This window comes from Pandoraea sp. E26 (assembly GCF_000681415.1).
In the GTDB taxonomy this organism is placed as follows: domain Bacteria; phylum Pseudomonadota; class Gammaproteobacteria; order Burkholderiales; family Burkholderiaceae; genus Pandoraea; species Pandoraea pnomenusa.
Map to the genome: position 1 here is coordinate 79,297 of NZ_AYXJ01000030.1, position 15,602 is coordinate 94,898.

The 15,602-nt window shown below is 66.5% G+C and carries 14 protein-coding genes; 9 read left to right on the top strand and 5 right to left on the bottom strand.

The genetic code is table 11. From position 1 onward, the window contains the following. Nucleotides 1-4 precede the first annotated feature (4 nt). Together W930_RS0119015 and W930_RS0119020 are read right to left on the bottom strand one after the other, a co-directional pair. On the bottom strand, nt 5-1,177 hold the full coding sequence (locus tag W930_RS0119015; RefSeq protein WP_023872191.1) for a porin: 1,173 nt from the start codon (nt 1,175-1,177) through the stop codon (nt 5-7). Between the two features lie 64 nt (nt 1,178-1,241). Beyond that, a complete protein-coding gene (locus W930_RS0119020; protein WP_023594447.1) occupies nt 1,242-2,516 on the bottom strand; it encodes a glucarate dehydratase family protein in 1,275 nt (424 codons plus the stop codon). Nucleotides 2,517-2,897: 381 nt separating this feature from the next. On the opposite strand from W930_RS0119020, the gene W930_RS0119025 reads away from it, so the two are divergent. From W930_RS0119025 to W930_RS28150, 7 genes are all read left to right on the top strand, one after another. Next, complete coding sequence (locus tag W930_RS0119025; protein WP_223272247.1) at nt 2,898-4,001, top strand: extracellular solute-binding protein; 1,104 nt, start codon at nt 2,898-2,900, stop codon at nt 3,999-4,001. A 21-nt stretch (nt 4,002-4,022) separates the two neighbouring features. Continuing rightward, on the top strand, nt 4,023-5,105 hold the full coding sequence (locus tag W930_RS0119030; RefSeq protein WP_023594449.1) for an ABC transporter ATP-binding protein: 1,083 nt from the start codon (nt 4,023-4,025) through the stop codon (nt 5,103-5,105). Next, nucleotides 5,102-5,995, top strand: a complete 894-nt coding sequence (locus W930_RS0119035; protein WP_023872190.1) for an ABC transporter permease — start codon at nt 5,102-5,104, stop codon at nt 5,993-5,995. Before W930_RS0119030 ends, W930_RS0119035 begins: the two co-directional genes overlap by 4 nt. A gap of 53 nt (nt 5,996-6,048) precedes the next feature. Beyond that, on the top strand, nt 6,049-6,948 hold the full coding sequence (locus W930_RS0119040; protein ID WP_231107033.1) for an ABC transporter permease: 900 nt from the start codon (nt 6,049-6,051) through the stop codon (nt 6,946-6,948). Nucleotides 6,949-7,116: 168 nt separating this feature from the next. Further along, nucleotides 7,117-7,509, top strand: a complete 393-nt coding sequence (locus W930_RS0119045) for a hypothetical protein (RefSeq protein WP_023594452.1) — start codon at nt 7,117-7,119, stop codon at nt 7,507-7,509. Between the two features lie 198 nt (nt 7,510-7,707). Beyond that, a complete protein-coding gene (locus W930_RS0119050; RefSeq protein WP_023594453.1) occupies nt 7,708-8,298 on the top strand; it encodes an RNA polymerase sigma factor in 591 nt (196 codons plus the stop codon). Then, nucleotides 8,298-9,290 carry an anti-sigma factor gene (locus W930_RS28150; RefSeq protein WP_023872187.1) on the top strand — a complete coding sequence of 331 codons (993 nt, stop codon included), beginning with the start codon at nt 8,298-8,300 and terminating at the stop codon, nt 9,288-9,290. The genes W930_RS0119050 and W930_RS28150 overlap by 1 nt, the downstream gene beginning before the upstream one ends. Before the next feature lie 206 nt (nt 9,291-9,496). On the opposite strand, the gene W930_RS0119060 is transcribed toward W930_RS28150, so the two are convergent. The 3 genes from W930_RS0119060 to W930_RS0119070 form a co-directional block, all read right to left on the bottom strand. Then, the gene (locus W930_RS0119060; RefSeq protein WP_023872186.1) at nt 9,497-11,071 is read right to left on the bottom strand and encodes an aldehyde dehydrogenase (NADP(+)); all 1,575 of its coding nucleotides are present in this window, start codon (nt 11,069-11,071) and stop codon (nt 9,497-9,499) included. An 11-nt stretch (nt 11,072-11,082) separates the two neighbouring features. Beyond that, a complete protein-coding gene (gene kdgD / locus W930_RS0119065; protein ID WP_023594456.1) occupies nt 11,083-11,994 on the bottom strand; it encodes a 5-dehydro-4-deoxyglucarate dehydratase in 912 nt (303 codons plus the stop codon). A gap of 535 nt (nt 11,995-12,529) precedes the next feature. After that, entirely contained in the window at nt 12,530-13,006 is a 477-nt protein-coding gene (locus W930_RS0119070) for a nitrate reductase associated protein (RefSeq protein WP_023872185.1), read from the bottom strand. A gap of 611 nt (nt 13,007-13,617) precedes the next feature. On the opposite strand from W930_RS0119070, the gene W930_RS0119080 reads away from it, so the two are divergent. Beyond that, a complete protein-coding gene (locus W930_RS0119080) occupies nt 13,618-14,598 on the top strand; it encodes a hypothetical protein (protein ID WP_023872184.1) in 981 nt (326 codons plus the stop codon). Nucleotides 14,599-14,698: 100 nt separating this feature from the next. Then, nucleotides 14,699-15,592: a DMT family transporter gene (locus W930_RS0119085; RefSeq protein ID WP_024788598.1), complete on the top strand. Its 894-nt coding sequence runs from the start codon at nt 14,699-14,701 to the stop codon at nt 15,590-15,592. The last annotated feature ends 10 nt before the right edge of the window (nt 15,593-15,602 follow it).

Below are 15,602 nucleotides of genomic sequence, written 5' to 3' on the forward strand. Positions count from 1 at the left end.
CGCGTCAGAAATCGACGCGTACCCCCAGCATGCCGACGAACTGCGAACTCGTGGCCGACGGCGTGCTGTTCTGCGAATCGCCAACCACCGGGCCGGCGTTGATGATGCTCGTGGCGTTTGCCGCGAGCGACTTGCCGTTCGCGTGTTGCCACGCCTCGAGCGCGTACAGCGACGTGCGCTTCGAGAGCGAATAGACCTGTGCGAGCGAGATCTGGTGATAGGTCGCCGAATCGGTGATGCCATTCGCCTTGGACGCGGCCGTGTAGCTGTACGCCGCCGCCAGGCGCCACTGCGGCGACGCCGTCCACGACGCATGCACGCCCGCCGTGTTGAAGATCGCCGTGTCGTGGAAGAGCGACGCCGCGCCCGGCTTGTACTGCACGTTGCTGTAGGTGGCGCCCAGCGTCACGCTGCCGATCGTATAGATGCCGGCCACCGCGATGTGCTGCAACGAGTCGGCGGTGACGTAGCCCTGATTGACGGCCGACGTGCCCGGCACGCCTGTCGACGCGCTGTTCCACGTGGTGCCGCCACCGATGTTGTTCAGGCGCAGGTACCCGGCCGCCAGCGACAGGGGGCCGCCGTCGTAACGCAGCGCGCCGGAGAATGTGTTGCCCTTGCTCATGGCGCCGGCCTGTCCGCCGAAGCCGTATTGCACGCTCGCGGTCACCCCCCAGAGCAGCGGCGAGGTGTACGTGACGGAGTTGTTGATGCGAATCGTCGTGTCCAGGCCGTCGATATCGCCCGGGTGGGCGCCGGTCGCGCCCGTCACGTAAGACGTCGGGCCAATGGTGCCGACCATCAGGTAGTACGGCGAGTACTGACGGCCGATCGTCACCGTGCCGACCCGGTCGTTCTTCAGGCCGACGAACGCCTGGCGGTTGAACATCACGCCCGACGAACTCATTGTGCCGTTATTGACGTCGAACCCGTTTTCCAGCTGGAACAGCGCCTTGGTGCCCCCACCGAGATCTTCCGTGCCACGCAAGCCCCAGCGGCTGCCCGCGAGGTTGCCGTTGCGCAGATACGTGTTGGAACTGCCGTTCTGGTTGCTGCTATACGTCAATGCGTCGTCGACGATCCCGTAGAGCGTCACGTTCGACTGCGCGAATGCCGGCATGGCGCCGACAGCGAGACCGGCCCATACCAGCCCGGCAAACCGTTTCGAATGTCTCACGACTTCTCCTCTTCTGATGTGTTTTCGTTGACTTCCTGTGAATCGCTGATGCGTGCTACCGGTACTAAAAACGGGGGGCCTTGCCGCTCCAGTCGGGGCGGTACTTGCGCATCTGGACCGCGTCGTTGCGCGTGCGCAAGCCGCAGCGCAGATACTGCTCGTGCAGCCTGGCCAACTGGTCCGGATCGATTTCCAGGCCGAGCCCGGGCGCCTGCGTGAGGGCGACCGCGCCGTTGCGAATGGCGATCTTTCCGCCACGCACGACCTCCTCGTCGGGGGCCTGCCACGGGTAGTGGGTGTCGCAGGCGTAGGACAGGCGTGGCACGCTCGCGGCCAGGTGGGTCATGGCCATCAGGCTGATGCCGAGATGCGAGTTGGAGTGCATCGACAGGCCGAGGTCGAACGTCTCGCACATCCGCGCCAGCGTCTGCGTGTCGCGCAGACCGCCCCAGTAGTGGTGGTCGGAGAGAATGATCTGCGCGCCGTTCAGGCGGACGTTCTCGCGGAACTGGCGCAGATCGGTCACGACCATGTTCGTGGCGAGCGGCATGCCGGTCTCGCGATGCAGTTGCGCCATGCCCTCGAGTGTCGGGGTCGGGTCTTCGTAATACTCGAGGTCGCCCGCGAGTTCACGCCCCATCGCAATCGCGGTGGCGAGCGACCAGTTGCCGTTCGGGTCGATGCGCAACGGCTTGTCGGGGAAGGCGCGCTTGAGCGCCTTGAGGCATTTCACTTCCTCGGCGGGTTCGAGTACGCCGGCCTTGAGCTTGATGCTGCCGAAACCGTAGGTGTCGATCATCGTGCGCGCCTGCGCGACGAGTTGTTCGGCGTTCAGCGTCTCGCCCCACGGATCGGACGCATAAGGCGCGTCGATGTGCTGCGCGTACTTGAAGAACAGATAGGCGCTGTATTGCACCTCGTCGCGCACGGCGCCACCGAGCAGTTCGACCAGCGGAACACCAAGGTGACGTGCCTGCAAATCGAGAAAGGGGACCTCGAAGGCGGAGTAAAGCTTCTCGGCGTCCTTGCGCGGATCGGTGCCAGGCGCGAGTTCGTACTCCACGCGCTCGCCGCGCACACCCTGGCGAACCACTGCCGCGACCCGCTCGCGCAGGCCGTTGGTGTTGAACGGGTCCATGCCGATCAGGCTCTCGCGAGCGTTCTCGAGCAGCGCCAGCATCGGCGCGTCGCCATAGGTTTCGCCCAATCCGACATGCCCGTTGTCGGTCTCGATTTCGATGATGGAGCGAAGCGCGTACGGCTCGTGAATGCCCGCCGCGTTGAGCAGCGGCGGATCGCGAAAAGCGATCGGGGTGATCGTGATGCGTTGGATTTTCACTGCGGCGTGTCCTTGGACCCCACCGGCCGCGGAGGCATGGTGAGGTGTCGTTTTGGGGTTGCGACGTAGCTTTTACGTCATCGTATGACTGGCCGTAATTTAGTGAGCGGCCGATCATTCCTCTATCAGTAATATCCCTGATCGAGGGCATGAAACTTCGTTGAGATCGCCGATAAACGCCTGAATTATCGGGGTTGTCTCGCCCTGTTAGGGAAATCTCTGAGGCGATTCGGCATGTCTTCCGATTGCAAATTCGCGACCTCAGTCATATGATGACTTACGAGAAATTCAACGCAAAGAGGAGACAGCATGGCCTTCAGTCGCAGGGGATTCTGGCAACGCACGCTTGGCGCACTGGCATGTGCCGCCGCATTGGGGAGCATGGCGGGTACCGCGACCGCCGCGCCGGTCGCGCTGAACATCGTGGATGTGGCGGGCAACCTCGCGCTCACGCAAAAGGGCTTCGAGGCGTTCCGCGACAAGTATCCGGATCTCGTTTCCAGGATGACGTTTACCAATGCGCCCGCGCCGCAGTTGCCGGGCAAGATCAAGGCCATGCAGGCGGCCGGTCGCGCCGATATCGACATCGTGCTCACGGGCACCGATGCGCTGGCCGCGGGGATACAGCAGAACCTCTGGCAGCGCCTGCTGCCCGACTACAGCGCGAAGCTGCCGGGCGTGCTCGACAAGTACCCGCCCAATGTGCGCGCGATGCAGGATCTCTCGAAGGGGTACGGACTGACGGTGACTTTCATGCCCGCCGGTCCGCTCGTGGAGTACAACCCGGCGAAGGTGACGCAGCCGCCGAAGACGCCCGCCGAACTGCTGGCCTGGTGCAAGGCGAACCCGGGCAAGCTGATATACGCGCGCCCGGCCAATTCGGGCCCGGGGCGCACGTTCCTGATGGGGCTGCCGTATCTGCTCGGCGACAAGGACCCGCACGATCCGATCAAGGGCTGGGACAAGACCTGGGCGTTCCTGAAGGAGCTCGATTCGTGCATTCCGTACTATCCGGGCGGCACCTCGGCGGTGATGAAGGAATTGGGCGAGGGCAGCCGCGACATGACGCTGACCGTCACGGGCTGGGACATCAATCCGCGCGCGCTGGGTATCGTGCCGGCGAGCTTCCGGGTGCAGGCATTCGACAAGCTCACGTGGGTCAACGACGCGCACTACATGGTGGTTCCGAAGGGCGTGTCGAAAGAGAAGATGGAGGTCATTCTCAAGCTCATCAACTTCATGCTCGAACCGGCCCAGCAGGCGCTGACGTATGACGATGGCTACTTCTATCCGGGTCCTGCGGTGAAGGACGTGCCGCTCTCGGCCGCCCCGGCGAAGAGCCAGGAAGTGATCGCGAAGTACGGCCGTCCGGAGTACGCGAAGCTCATTGCCGACTACCCGCACGCCGTGCCGCTCGACGCGACGGCGATGGTCGCGGCGTTCCAGAAGTGGGATGCCGAGATCGGTGCACTGAAATCGAAGTGATCGGAGCGATCGGAGTCGTCAATGAAGCACAACTTTCAACATCTGCGTCTCGATAGCGTCGCGCGCAGTTTCACCAACGCCGAGGGGCAGTCCGTGGCTGCCCTGAACGGCCTGGACCTGACCATCGAGCGCGGCGAGTTCATCGCCTTGCTCGGGCCGTCGGGCTGCGGCAAGTCGACCGCGCTCAACTGCATTGCCGGATTGACGCCGCTCACGGGCGGCGCGATCTGGCTCGACGACGAGCGTATCGACGTGCTGCCCAGCGAGAAGCGCGGCTTCGGCATGGTCTTTCAGAACTACGCGCTGTTTCCGCACATGAGCGTGCTCGATAACGTCGGCTTCGGCCTGCGCATGCGCGGCGTGCCGCGCGCCGAGATCGAAGCGCGCTCGCGCGAAGCCTTGCAGCTCGTGCAGCTCGTCGGCCATGAGCGCAAGTTGCCCGGCCAGCTCTCGGGCGGACAACAGCAGCGCGTGGCGATCGCCCGCGCCATCGTGATCGAGCCGCCGGTGGTGTTGATGGACGAGCCGCTCTCGAACCTCGACGCCAAGCTGCGCATCGAGATGCGTGCCGAGATCCGCCGCATTCACGGCAAGCTGGACCGGGCCACGATCTACGTCACGCACGATCAGGACGAAGCGCTGTCGATGGCCGACCGTATCGTGGTGATGAAGGAAGGCGTGGTCCAGCAGATCGGCGCGCCGCGCGATGTGTACGCGCGCCCGCGCAATCTGCATGTGGCGCGCTTCATGGGCTATCGCAACGTGCTCGACGTGTCGATCACCTCGGCACAGGGCGATCACGCGCGCGTGTCGTGCGGCGACGCGTCGTTCGACGGCGTGCTCATGGAACCGCCGGGCACCGGAGGCAAGGTCAGCGTGGCGATCCGTCCGGACGACTTCGAGCGCGCTCCGGCGGCCAACGACAACGCCTTCGAGGCGGTGGTCGAGACGGTCGAGTACGGCGGTCGCGATTCGCTGTTGCGCGTGGCGTCGCCGTTCGGCCAGCTCTATGCACGCCTGCCCGGCGACTACGCGGTCGGTGAGCGCGTACCGCTGTGTGTGCCGGCCGAACGCACGCTCGTCTACGCAGGGGAACGCGCATGAGTACCGTGGCACCCTCTGCCGGCGTCTCGATGACGCCGGCCCCACGCTTCGACGGCCGTGGCTGGCTGGTCGCGCCCGCGCTCGTATGCCTGGTGGCGATGTTCGTGTACCCGTTCGCCTACGGCCTGTTCCTGTCGTTCCAGCCGATGGACGGCGGTGGCGTGTTTGCGAACTATCTGAAGTTCTTCAGCGAACCGACGCTGTGGCCGACGGTGCTCATCACGCTCAAGCTCGCGGTGCCCGCGACGCTGATCAACGTGGGGGCGTCGGTGCCGGCGGCCTTCGCGCTTCGCAAGAGCACGCGGGCGTCGAAGTTCGTGACGATGTTGCTGGTGGTGCCGGTCACGCTCGGCACCGTGCTCATCGCCGACGGCATGCTGACTTACTACGGGCCCAATGGCTGGTTCCCGCAGGCGTTGCACGCCCTGGGCTTGTATCACGACGAGGTTCGTCTCACGCACAACTACTGGGGCGTGCTGATCTCGCTGGTGATTTCGGGATTTCCGTTTGCATTCCTGCTGATCCTGTCGTACGTGACGGGCATCGACCCCACGCTTGCGCGCGCGGCCGGCACGCTCGGCGCCGGACCCTGGCAGCAGTTCCGCCTGATCTATCTGCCGTTGCTCGTGCCGGGGCTGACGATGGCGGCATGCCTGTCGTTCGTGCAGGCGTTTTCGGTGTTCCCGTCGGCCGTGCTGCTCGGGGTGCCCGCAGGCGCCACGCGCGTGGTGTCGATCGCAGCCTACGAGGCGGCGTTCGAAAGTTATGACTATTCGCTCGCGTCGTGCGTGGCAATCGTGATGGGCTTCGTGCAGTTGCTGATCGTGGCAGGCATGCTCGGCGCGCGCCGGGCGTTCTACAGCGGTCCGACCACGGGAGGCAAGGGATGAACGCGACGAAAAAGCCTTTGGCCGGTACGCTGGCCGCGCAGAATGGAGACTTCATGACGACCCCTTCTTCCGTGAGCCCGGCCGCCGCGGCGCCCGCGTCGCGGCATAAGACGCGCCGCGAAGGGCCGGGATCGCGTCTGTGGCGCATGCTGGTGTGGGGCGCAATGATCTTCTTCCTGGTCAACGTGGGGCTGATGATCGCGACCGTGACGATGAACTCGGTCGCCACCCGTTGGTTCGGCACGCCGCTGCCCGAGGGTTTCACGCTGCATTGGTACGCGCAGGCGTGGCGGGACTTCCAGTTGGCGGACGTGCTGTGGGTGACCGTCGAGGTCGTGGGTGCCGTGGTGCTGTTGTCGATCGCACTGGGCGTGCCTGCGGCGTACGCGCTCGCGCGTGCGCAGTTCCCCGGCAAGAAGCTCGCGATGCTGGTCTTCCTGTTGCCGCTGATGGTCCCGCCGGTCACGTACGGCATCCCGATGGCAACGGTGCTCTACAAGGTCGGACTGGGTGGCACGCTGACCGGTGTGATCCTGGCGAACCTCGTGCCATCGCTGCCGTTCGTGATTCTCGTGATGACGCCGTTCATCGAGCAGATCGACCCGAATCTCGAAGCGGCGGCGCGCATCTTCGGCGCCAACACTTTCAAGTATTTCCGTCACGTGTTGTTGCCGTTGCTGGTGCCCGGCATTCTCGCGGCCGGACTGCTGGTGCTGGTGCGCACGATCGGCATGTTCGAACTCACGTTCTTTACCGCGGGGCCGGACACGCAGACGCTCGTGGTCGCGCTGTACTACGCGGTGTTCTCGACCGGGGTGCGTGCGCCACAGTCCATTGACGCAATGGCGATGATCTACATGGCCATCACGCTGCTGTGGGTGCTGATAGCGTTGCAGTTCGTAAGCCCGACGCAGCTCGTCAGCCGGGTCAAGGAGGCGCCCAAGGGCGAGTGATCGCAGCAAGGCCGGGCCTGTCCGGGCAGTGGTGCCCGGACAACGGCATTGCGTTCGGTCGGTATGTTGCGTCGCAGCAGAAAAATATCGACCGACGCGGGGAATAACACGTGCGCGGCAGGCGTTCTGAGAGTGTCGTCATCGACATTCATCCAAGGAGCCAATGCCATGAACCAACGTCAATCGATGTCCGCCGTCCTGTCCGCGCTTGTGGCCGCCGCCGGCCTTCTCGGGGCCGTCGCGGCCCACGCCGAGGCCCCGCTCAAGGCAATGAGCGGCATGCTGGTCGACGGCAAGAACCACACTGTCTACACCTTCGACAAGGATGTGGCAGGCAGTGGCAAGAGCGCCTGCAACGGCCCGTGCGCCGAGGCCTGGCCGCCGGTGATGGCACCCGCCGGCGCGAAGGCCGAGGGCGACTACACCATCGTCACGCGCGACGACGGCACGAAGCAGTGGGCCTACAAGGGCAAGCCCGTTTACTTGTTCAGCAAGGACACCGCGCCCGGCGAGATGAAGGGGGACGGCTTCAAGGACGTGTGGCACGTCGTCAAGCCCTGAGGCGCCAGCGAGCGGGCGCATGGCGCCCGTGCGGCGTGGAGTGGGAACGTGAGGGCGGTGTGGGCGGCCATCGATGCCATGCGGCGCAGTGCAGCGCCGCGCCGGCTCGATATAATTTCGCGGCAGGCGTTGGCGATGCGCGCTGACGATGCTTCGCGCCGGCTTGCCGCCGCGCCTCCTCCGTCAGGACATGCGCCGATGACCGCCCAGGATTTGCCGAGCCTGCTACCGGATTTGCTGCCACGCCTCTGGGCGTTCGCGTTGCGCATTTCGGGCGACCGCCACGACGCGGAAGATCTCGTGCAACGCGCCTGCGTGCATGCCCTCGAGCGCACGCATCAATGGCAGCCGGGTACCTCGGCCCTGAGCTGGATGTATCGCATCGTGCACACCACGTGGATCAACGAGATCCGCGCACGCCGTGTGCGCTCGCGCGGCAGTCTCGCCTGGGAGGACGCCGACGTCGAGACCGTCCCCGATCTGCACGCCTCCACGCCCGAGGACCTCGCGAGCTATCGCCAGGTGTTCGGCGCTGTCGACAGGCTGCCTGAGGCGCAGCGGCTCGTGATGCTGCTCGTTGCCGTGGAAGGCCTGACTTACCACGAGGCGGCGCTGGTGCTCGACGTGCCCGTCGGCACCGTGATGAGTCGGCTCTCGCGCGCACGCCGCACCATCGGCGAGCAGTTCCGCCAATCCGGGGAACATGGCCGCCATGCCCCCGATGCCGGCGCTTCCGGCAGTTCCCGCAGTTCCGGCCCGACATTCGGCGCACGAGAGGAGGACGCGTGATGAACGAAGACGATATCCGCCTGCTCGCGTACGTCGACGAAGCGCTGTCCCCCGAAGCGCGAGCCGACGTGGAGGCGGCCATCGCGGCGTCTCCGGTGCTCGCTGACGTGGTGGCGTCGCTGCGCGCGTCGCGCCTGCCATATCGGGAGACGTTCGCGGCGCAAGTGATGCCGCCGGTGCCGGAACGGCTGAGCGCCGGGCTCGACGCGTTGTTGCGTGAGCATGCGCAGCGCCAGACGTCCGCGGCCCGGACGGAGGCGGCGAGCGAGCTGCCCGCGAGCGGAAAGCACGATGACACGCGGCGAACGCCCGCGGCCAACGAGCCTCGAGGGGGCCGGCGGGTACGCGCGTGGTGGTTGGGCGCTGCGTTTGCGGCCGGCGTGGCGGCCACCGTGGTCGCGTTGCCGATCGTCTCCGGCGTGCTGTCGCGACCTGGCGAAAATGCCGGTGCCGGTCCGATGACCACGGCCGCCGTTGACGCACCGCCGAAATCGCCGCAGGGCGTGACATGGGTGCGTGCGGCGGCCGACTATCAGCAGTTGTACGTGCGCGACACCGTTGCCGACTTGCCGGTGGAGGCGCGCGATGTCGAGCAGACGGTGCGAGACATCCGCCAGAGCGACAGCCTCGACATCCGCGTGCCCGACCTGACCGCGCAGGGGCTCTCGTTCAAGCGCGTGCAGCGCCTTCGCTGGCAGGATCGGGCGCTGGTGCAGATGGTCTATCTGCCGCACGTCGGCGATCCGATCGCCTTGTGCGTGGTGCGTGACGGGCGTGCGGATCAGGGCGTGGCCGAGCAGACGATCGACGGCATGGGCGTGGTGACGTGGCGCAAGGGCAAGCTCGGTTACGCGCTCATCGGCGCGCCGGGCAGTTCGGTCGATCTGAAGGCGGTGGCAAAGGCGCTCGCCGAAGGGGCCGTGGCGCCGTTGTACGGTCTGGCGCTGCCGCCCGATGGAACCGACGGGACCCGGTCGCAGGCGTCCTCGTAAACCGTATCTTTGATCGATGCCGATGCGCGAATTCAACGGGTGACGTCAAGGGGGAGCGTTCAGCCCGCGAGTGCGATACGCGTTGTCGGCGCACGGGACTCGCTGACGGCGTCGAACCGCGCCACTTGATGCAAAACGCCCTCGAATCGAGGGCGTTTTGCGCTGCGGCCGGTGCTGCGACGCCGGCCCCTGTCGGGGCCGCGCGGTCACGCCTGCGAGCGTACGCCGTCGCGAAGGCGCCACAAGCCGAGCGGATTGCCTTCCTTGAGGGCGTCGGGCAGTAAGGCGTCAGGTAGATCCTGATAGCACACTGGACGCAGGAAGCGGTCGATGGCCGACGCGCCGACTGAGGTGAACATCGCGTTCGACGTGGCGGGGAAGGGGCCGCCGTGCACCATGGCATGACAGACTTCCACGCCCGTGGGGAAGCCGTTGGCGAGAATGCGTCCGGCGCGACGCTCCAACCCCGGCAACAGGCGGCGCGCGATGGCGGTGTCGCCGGCATCGAGTTGCAGCGTGGCGGTAAGTTGGCCTTCCAGACGTTCCGTGATGGCGATCATTTCGTCGACGGTGTCGCAGGCGATGATCACCGAGGCCGGCCCGAAGACTTCGTCGTGCAGTGCCGGCGTCGCGAGAAATGCCGCCGCCGTGGTGCGGAACAGCGCCGCTTGTCCCTGGCACGCGCCGCCCGTCTGGCCCTTCGCGAGCAGCGTCACCTCGGATTCGCCGGACAGCCGCGCCACGCCGGTGTCGTACGCCCGGTGAATGCCCGGTGTGAGCATGGTGCCGGCGGCCTTCGCGCCGAGGGCTTCGGTCGCGACGGCGCAAAATCGCTCGAGCGACGCACCCGACATCGCCAGCACCAATCCGGGATTGGTGCAGAACTGACCGACGCCCATCGTGAGCGAGTCCACGAAGCCCCGGGCGATGGCGTCCGTGCGCGCGGCCAGAGCTTCCGGAAGCAAGTACACGGGGTTGATGCTGCTCATCTCGGCATAAACGGGAATCGGCACCGCACGCGCTTGCGCGATGCGTTGCAGTGCGAGCCCGCCCGTGCGCGATCCGGTGAATCCCACGGCCGCGATCGCCGGGTGCGCGACCAGCGCCTCGCCCACGGCCCTTTCGCCGACGAGCAGCGAGAACACGCCTTCCGGAAGATCGAGCTGCTGCACGGCCGAGCGTACGGCGCGCGCCACGAGTTCCGACGTGCCGAGGTGGGCCGAGTGCGCCTTGACCACGACGGGGCAGCCCGCCGCGAATGCCGACGCCGTATCGCCGCCGGCCACGGAAAACGCGAGCGGGAAGTTGCTTGCGCCGAACACCGCGACGGGGCCGAGGCCGATCTTCGCCAGCCGCAGGTCGCTGCGCGGCATCGGTTCGCGCGCCGGTTGGGCGGGATCGACGGTGGCATCGAGGAAGTGTCCGTCGCGCACCACGCGCGCAAACAGACGCAACTGGCCGACCGTGCGGCCACGCTCGCCTTGCAGGCGTGCAACAGGCAGACCGGTCTCGGCATGCGCGCGTTCGATGAGCGCGTCGCCCAGATCGAGAATCGCCTGCGCCACGGCCTCGAGAAATTGTGCGCGTCGCTCGAGCGGCAGGGTGCGGAACGGATCGAACGCTTCGCGGGCCAGTTCGCACGCGCGCTCGACGTCCTGCACGGTTCCCGCGCCGAACGCGGGGGCGAGTCGCTCGCCGCGCGTCGGGTCGAAGGCTTCGAGCGCGCCCGCACTGCCGCGCACGTCGGCGCGACCGATCAACATCTCTCCAGTGATCTGCATGCCTGTGCTCCTTAGCCTTCGACTTGCTTGATGAGTGCGTCGAGGGCTTCGACTTCCTGCGGCAACAGGTCGGTCAGCGGCGCACGCACCGGACCGGCGTCATGGCCGACGAGCTTCGCTCCCGCCTTGACGATACTCACCGCGTAGCCCGGGCAGCGATTACGGATTTCCAGGTAGGGCAGGAAGAACGTGTCGAGCAGGCGGCCCATGGTGGCCTGATCGTTCTCGCACACGGCGCGGTAGAACGCCATGGCCGTTTTCGGAATGAAGTTGAACACGGCCGAGGAATACACCGGCACGCCCAGCGCGCGGTAGGCCGCGGCATAGACTTCCGCCGTGGGCAGGCCGCCGAGATACGAGAAGCGCTCGCCCATGCGGCGACGGATCTGCACCATGCGCTCGATGTCGCCCACACCGTCCTTGAAGCCGATCAGGTTGGGGCAGGCGTCGGCCAGGCGTTCCAGCTCGTCGGCGCCCAGTTTCGAATTGGCGCGGTTGTAGACGATCACGCCGATGTTCACCGACCGGCAGACCTGTTCGACGTGAGCGGCAATGCCGTCGAGGCTCGCCTCGGTGAGGTAGTGCGGCATGAGCAGCACCCCCTTGGCGCCGAGGCGCTCGGCTTCCTGCGCATAGGCGATCGCCATGCGCGTCGGTCCACCCGCACCGGCCAGGATCGGCACCTTGCCCGCGCAGGTATCGACCGCCGTCTTGATCACGGCGCTGTAGTCCTGCGGGGTGAGCGAGAAGAATTCGCCCGTGCCGCCCGCCGCGAAGAGCGCCGTTGCGCCGAACGGCGAGAGCCACTCCAGGCGCGCGGCGTAGCCACGGGCATCGAAGTCGCCGTGGGCGTCGAAGTCGGTCACGGGGAAAGACAACAAGCCGTCGGAGACGATCTGCTTGAGTTCTTGAGGTGCGGTCATTTCAAGAGTTCCTGTCGGCAACAAGGCCGGATTCGATGAAGAAAGATGGCGCTCAACCAGCGCTCGGCGCTTAGTTATATGTCATCGTATAACATGTGATGACGCCGGACAAGAGGGGGCGGTGTCGAACGGCAGTGGGATAAACCCGGAAACAACAATGATGGAGGTTTTATAGGCGTTTGCCCTGATCCTGTCGGAACCGTTGCAGCATATGGGACCGGCTCAACCTTGGATGTATGATGACGCATAAGTGATGCTCGGTTGAGCCAACATCAACGACAACCGACCCCCGGTCGAAACCGGGCAACACGACCGCGCACACGGATCGGCGACGGCGCAGTGCACGACGCATCGGCCGCATCAGACGCATCGGACGGGAAAGGCGGGAAGGACGGGAAGGACGGGTAGGCTGGGGAGGGCGAAACGCCATCAGGGATGCCATCGGGTGGCGTGACTCTCCCGCTGGCGCACCGCCGCGCGGCCCGCCTTGGGGCCTGGCCGAGGTGCGCGTCCCAACCTGGCGTGCCGTGGGCGCTTAGATCCCGGCCTGGGTTTGTGCCAGCCCGAACTCGAGCATGGCAGGCACGAAGCAGTGATTGAGCGTGTCGCGGCGCGACAGCTTCGTGAGTACATAGCGACGAAACGGCGTGAGCGTAGCCCAGTCGCCGACGTCGGGTGGCAGCAAGTCGGCCATCTCGCATTGCCTGAGCAGCCCCGGGGGCAAGGCGTTCGTATCCTGCCATGCGGTGGACGCGGCATCCTCGCAGCGTTCGACCGCCTGTCCGAGATGGTCGCGGGCGATTTCCGCCAGCCGCGCCGCGAAGTCATCGTCGCCGGGCACGCACGACGCCAGCGTATTGCGCGCTTCCTGCGGCAGGCGCTGCCAGTCGGCCAGCGAAAGATGCAGGCCGTTGCGATCCAGATTGAAGCGGATCGCCATCGTGATGTACTTCAAGTTCTCGCACGCTTCGATCTCGAAAACGAAGATCGGCAAACGCTGATAAAGATGCATGGCTGGCACTCCCCGTGTGGCGACGTATGGCGTGCGAACGATTGTACTCGCGCGGCGTGGCGCGTCGACCGCGCTGCGTGTGAATGGCGCCGCGGCGTCTTCCGAAAATCGACTCGCATGCATGGGAAAAATCTCAAATTTTATTTTGACGGGGAACCTGGGCGTGGCTCGATATGCGTGAAGCGGAATGGCGGAAAGCCTTGATGGGCGGTGAATGTGGCGCGCGCGCGGGGCGAGTGACGGCATGACATGTGAAAGATCCTAGAGTCTGGGTTCTTTCCGAAAGCTGCCAGCGCTTCCTAAGGTGGGCATTCTGTGTTTTTCCGCGTTTCGACAGGAGCCGCCATGTCGTCCAAATCGTCGCCGATGCCATTTCCCTTTTTGCCCGTTGTGCTCCCCCCTTCCTCGCCCGCGAAGGCGGCGCGGCGGGAACGAATGCCTGACGGTCCCGCGCGGGCTTCCGGCGCTGGAGGGAGGGCAGCGGCGCGTCATGGCGCCGAACGCATGGCGCCGCCCCCCGCGATGGACGAGGACGGCATTCGGGCGTTCCGGGTGGAGGTGGTGCGTCGTACGGCATCCGAAGGATTGACCCTGCTCGGGGCGATCGTCCGATGAGCGCCGTTCCCGAGAGTGGCGGGACGCCGGCCCGGCGCGACGTGCCCGAGGCGGGCCACGACGCGGTCTGGATGATCGCTTCGCCCCATGCGCGTTGGGCCAGCGCCTCGGGCGACGTTCAGGCGCTGAGCGTCGCGTCGGACGAGGTGTGCTGTACGCTGCACGGCGCGCCCGCCGATACCATGACATGGCTCGAACGCCTTCGGCATGGCGTACTCCTCACGCACGCGCCGGCGCCAGGCACCTGGCTGGCGACGCTCGTCGACGAAGGGCTGGTGCAGGCGCTGCCCGCGACGCGCGACGGCACCGTGACGGCCTTCGGCGAGATCTGCGACGCCTGGGTGCGCGGCATTTTCGCCGCGCCGTTCTGGACTCGCTTTCTCGAGGGCGAGTCGAGTGAGATCCTTGTGCTGGCATTTCTTGCGCAGCTCTATCATCGCGCCGCGGGGGCGGACGTCCACAATCGAATTGCGGTCGAGCGCTGCACCGACATGGCGTTGCGACCGCTGTTGCTGCGGCAGTATCGCGAGCAGCGCGGGCAGGCCACGATGCTCGCGGCGGGCCTGCTGCGGTGCGGTCCCGCCGCGCGCACGTTTCTCGACAGCGGGGCGTTCGACACCACGCACGCCCTGATCGATTTCATCATCGGGGCGGCGGGCGACATGGCGTCGTACGTCGGGTGCTGTGCGCTCTGCCAGGCACCGGCGACCGTGCGCGCGGTCAGCGAAATCGAGGCACAGTTCGATGCCCTCGCACAACGGTACCCCTCGGCTGCCGACGGATTCGCGGCGGTCTGCGCGCACGCGAAGCACGACGCGAGCGTCAGCGCCAGCGTGCCGTTGCTTGCGCAATGGGTGACCGAGGCGGGCGAGCCCGATGCGGCGTCGCGTCTTCGCATGTTGCGCGGGGCACGCGGCGTGGCCGCGGCTTATCGGGGGATGTTCGACGCGCTGCATCGTCTCGACGAAGATATCTGAGTCCGGGGCGCCGTTCATGCCCCCGAATGGGGCATGCGGCTCGTATAATGGCGTCCCAACGGCGGGGCGGTTGCGGCTCCGCGCCGCCCGCCCCCTGACCATGACGACCCAACTCGCCTACCTCGCCGCGCTCGGCGCCGCCCTCTGCTGGGCCTGCAGCGGCATGATCGCCATCACGCCTGTTCGCCGGGCCGGCTCGTTCCCCTTCAATTACGCCCGCATGCTGCTGGTCTTCGCGATGCTGCTCGTTGCGCTCGCGGTGCTGCGCGGCTGGCCGTCGCTCACGCTGGAACAATGGCTGCGGCTCGCGGCGTCGGGCCTGATCGGCATTCTCGTGGGCGACACGATTCTGTACACCTCGCTCGGCCGGCTCGGGCCGCGCCGCAATTCGATCATCTTCGCGACGAACGCACCGATGACCGCCGTGCTCGGTTATGCGTGGCTCGGCGAGTCGCTCGGATGGCGCGCGGTGGCCGGGGTGGCGCTGGTGACGGCGGGCGTGGCGCTGGCGATCGCGTTCGGCGGACGCCGGGACGATGCGCACCACTGGGAGTCGGTGCGCGGCGATGTTCGGGTGGGGGTGGCGATCGGACTGACGGCGGCGTTGTGCCACGCCATCGGCACGTTGATCGCCAAGCCGGTGATGGCGGCGGGCGTGGACCCGGTTGGGGCGTCGGCCATTCGAGTGGGGGTGTCGGCGCTGGGTCTCACGATCGTCGCGGCACGGCGTGGGCGCGCCGTCTTCGCCAATTTCACGCCCGGTACGCTGGCGCTTACGGCGGCGTCGGGCTTCGTCGGCGTGGCCGTCGGCATGACGCTGCTGCTCTATGGCATGGGGCATGGCAACACGGGCGTCATTGCAACGCTCTCGGCGACCACGCCGGTCATGGTGCTGCCCCTGCTGTGGATTCGCACGCGTCAGCGTCCGGCGGCAGGCGCGTGGTGGGGGGCGCTGATCGCAAGCGCCGGCGTGGCGCTGATCTTCAATCGATGAGGGGCACGCG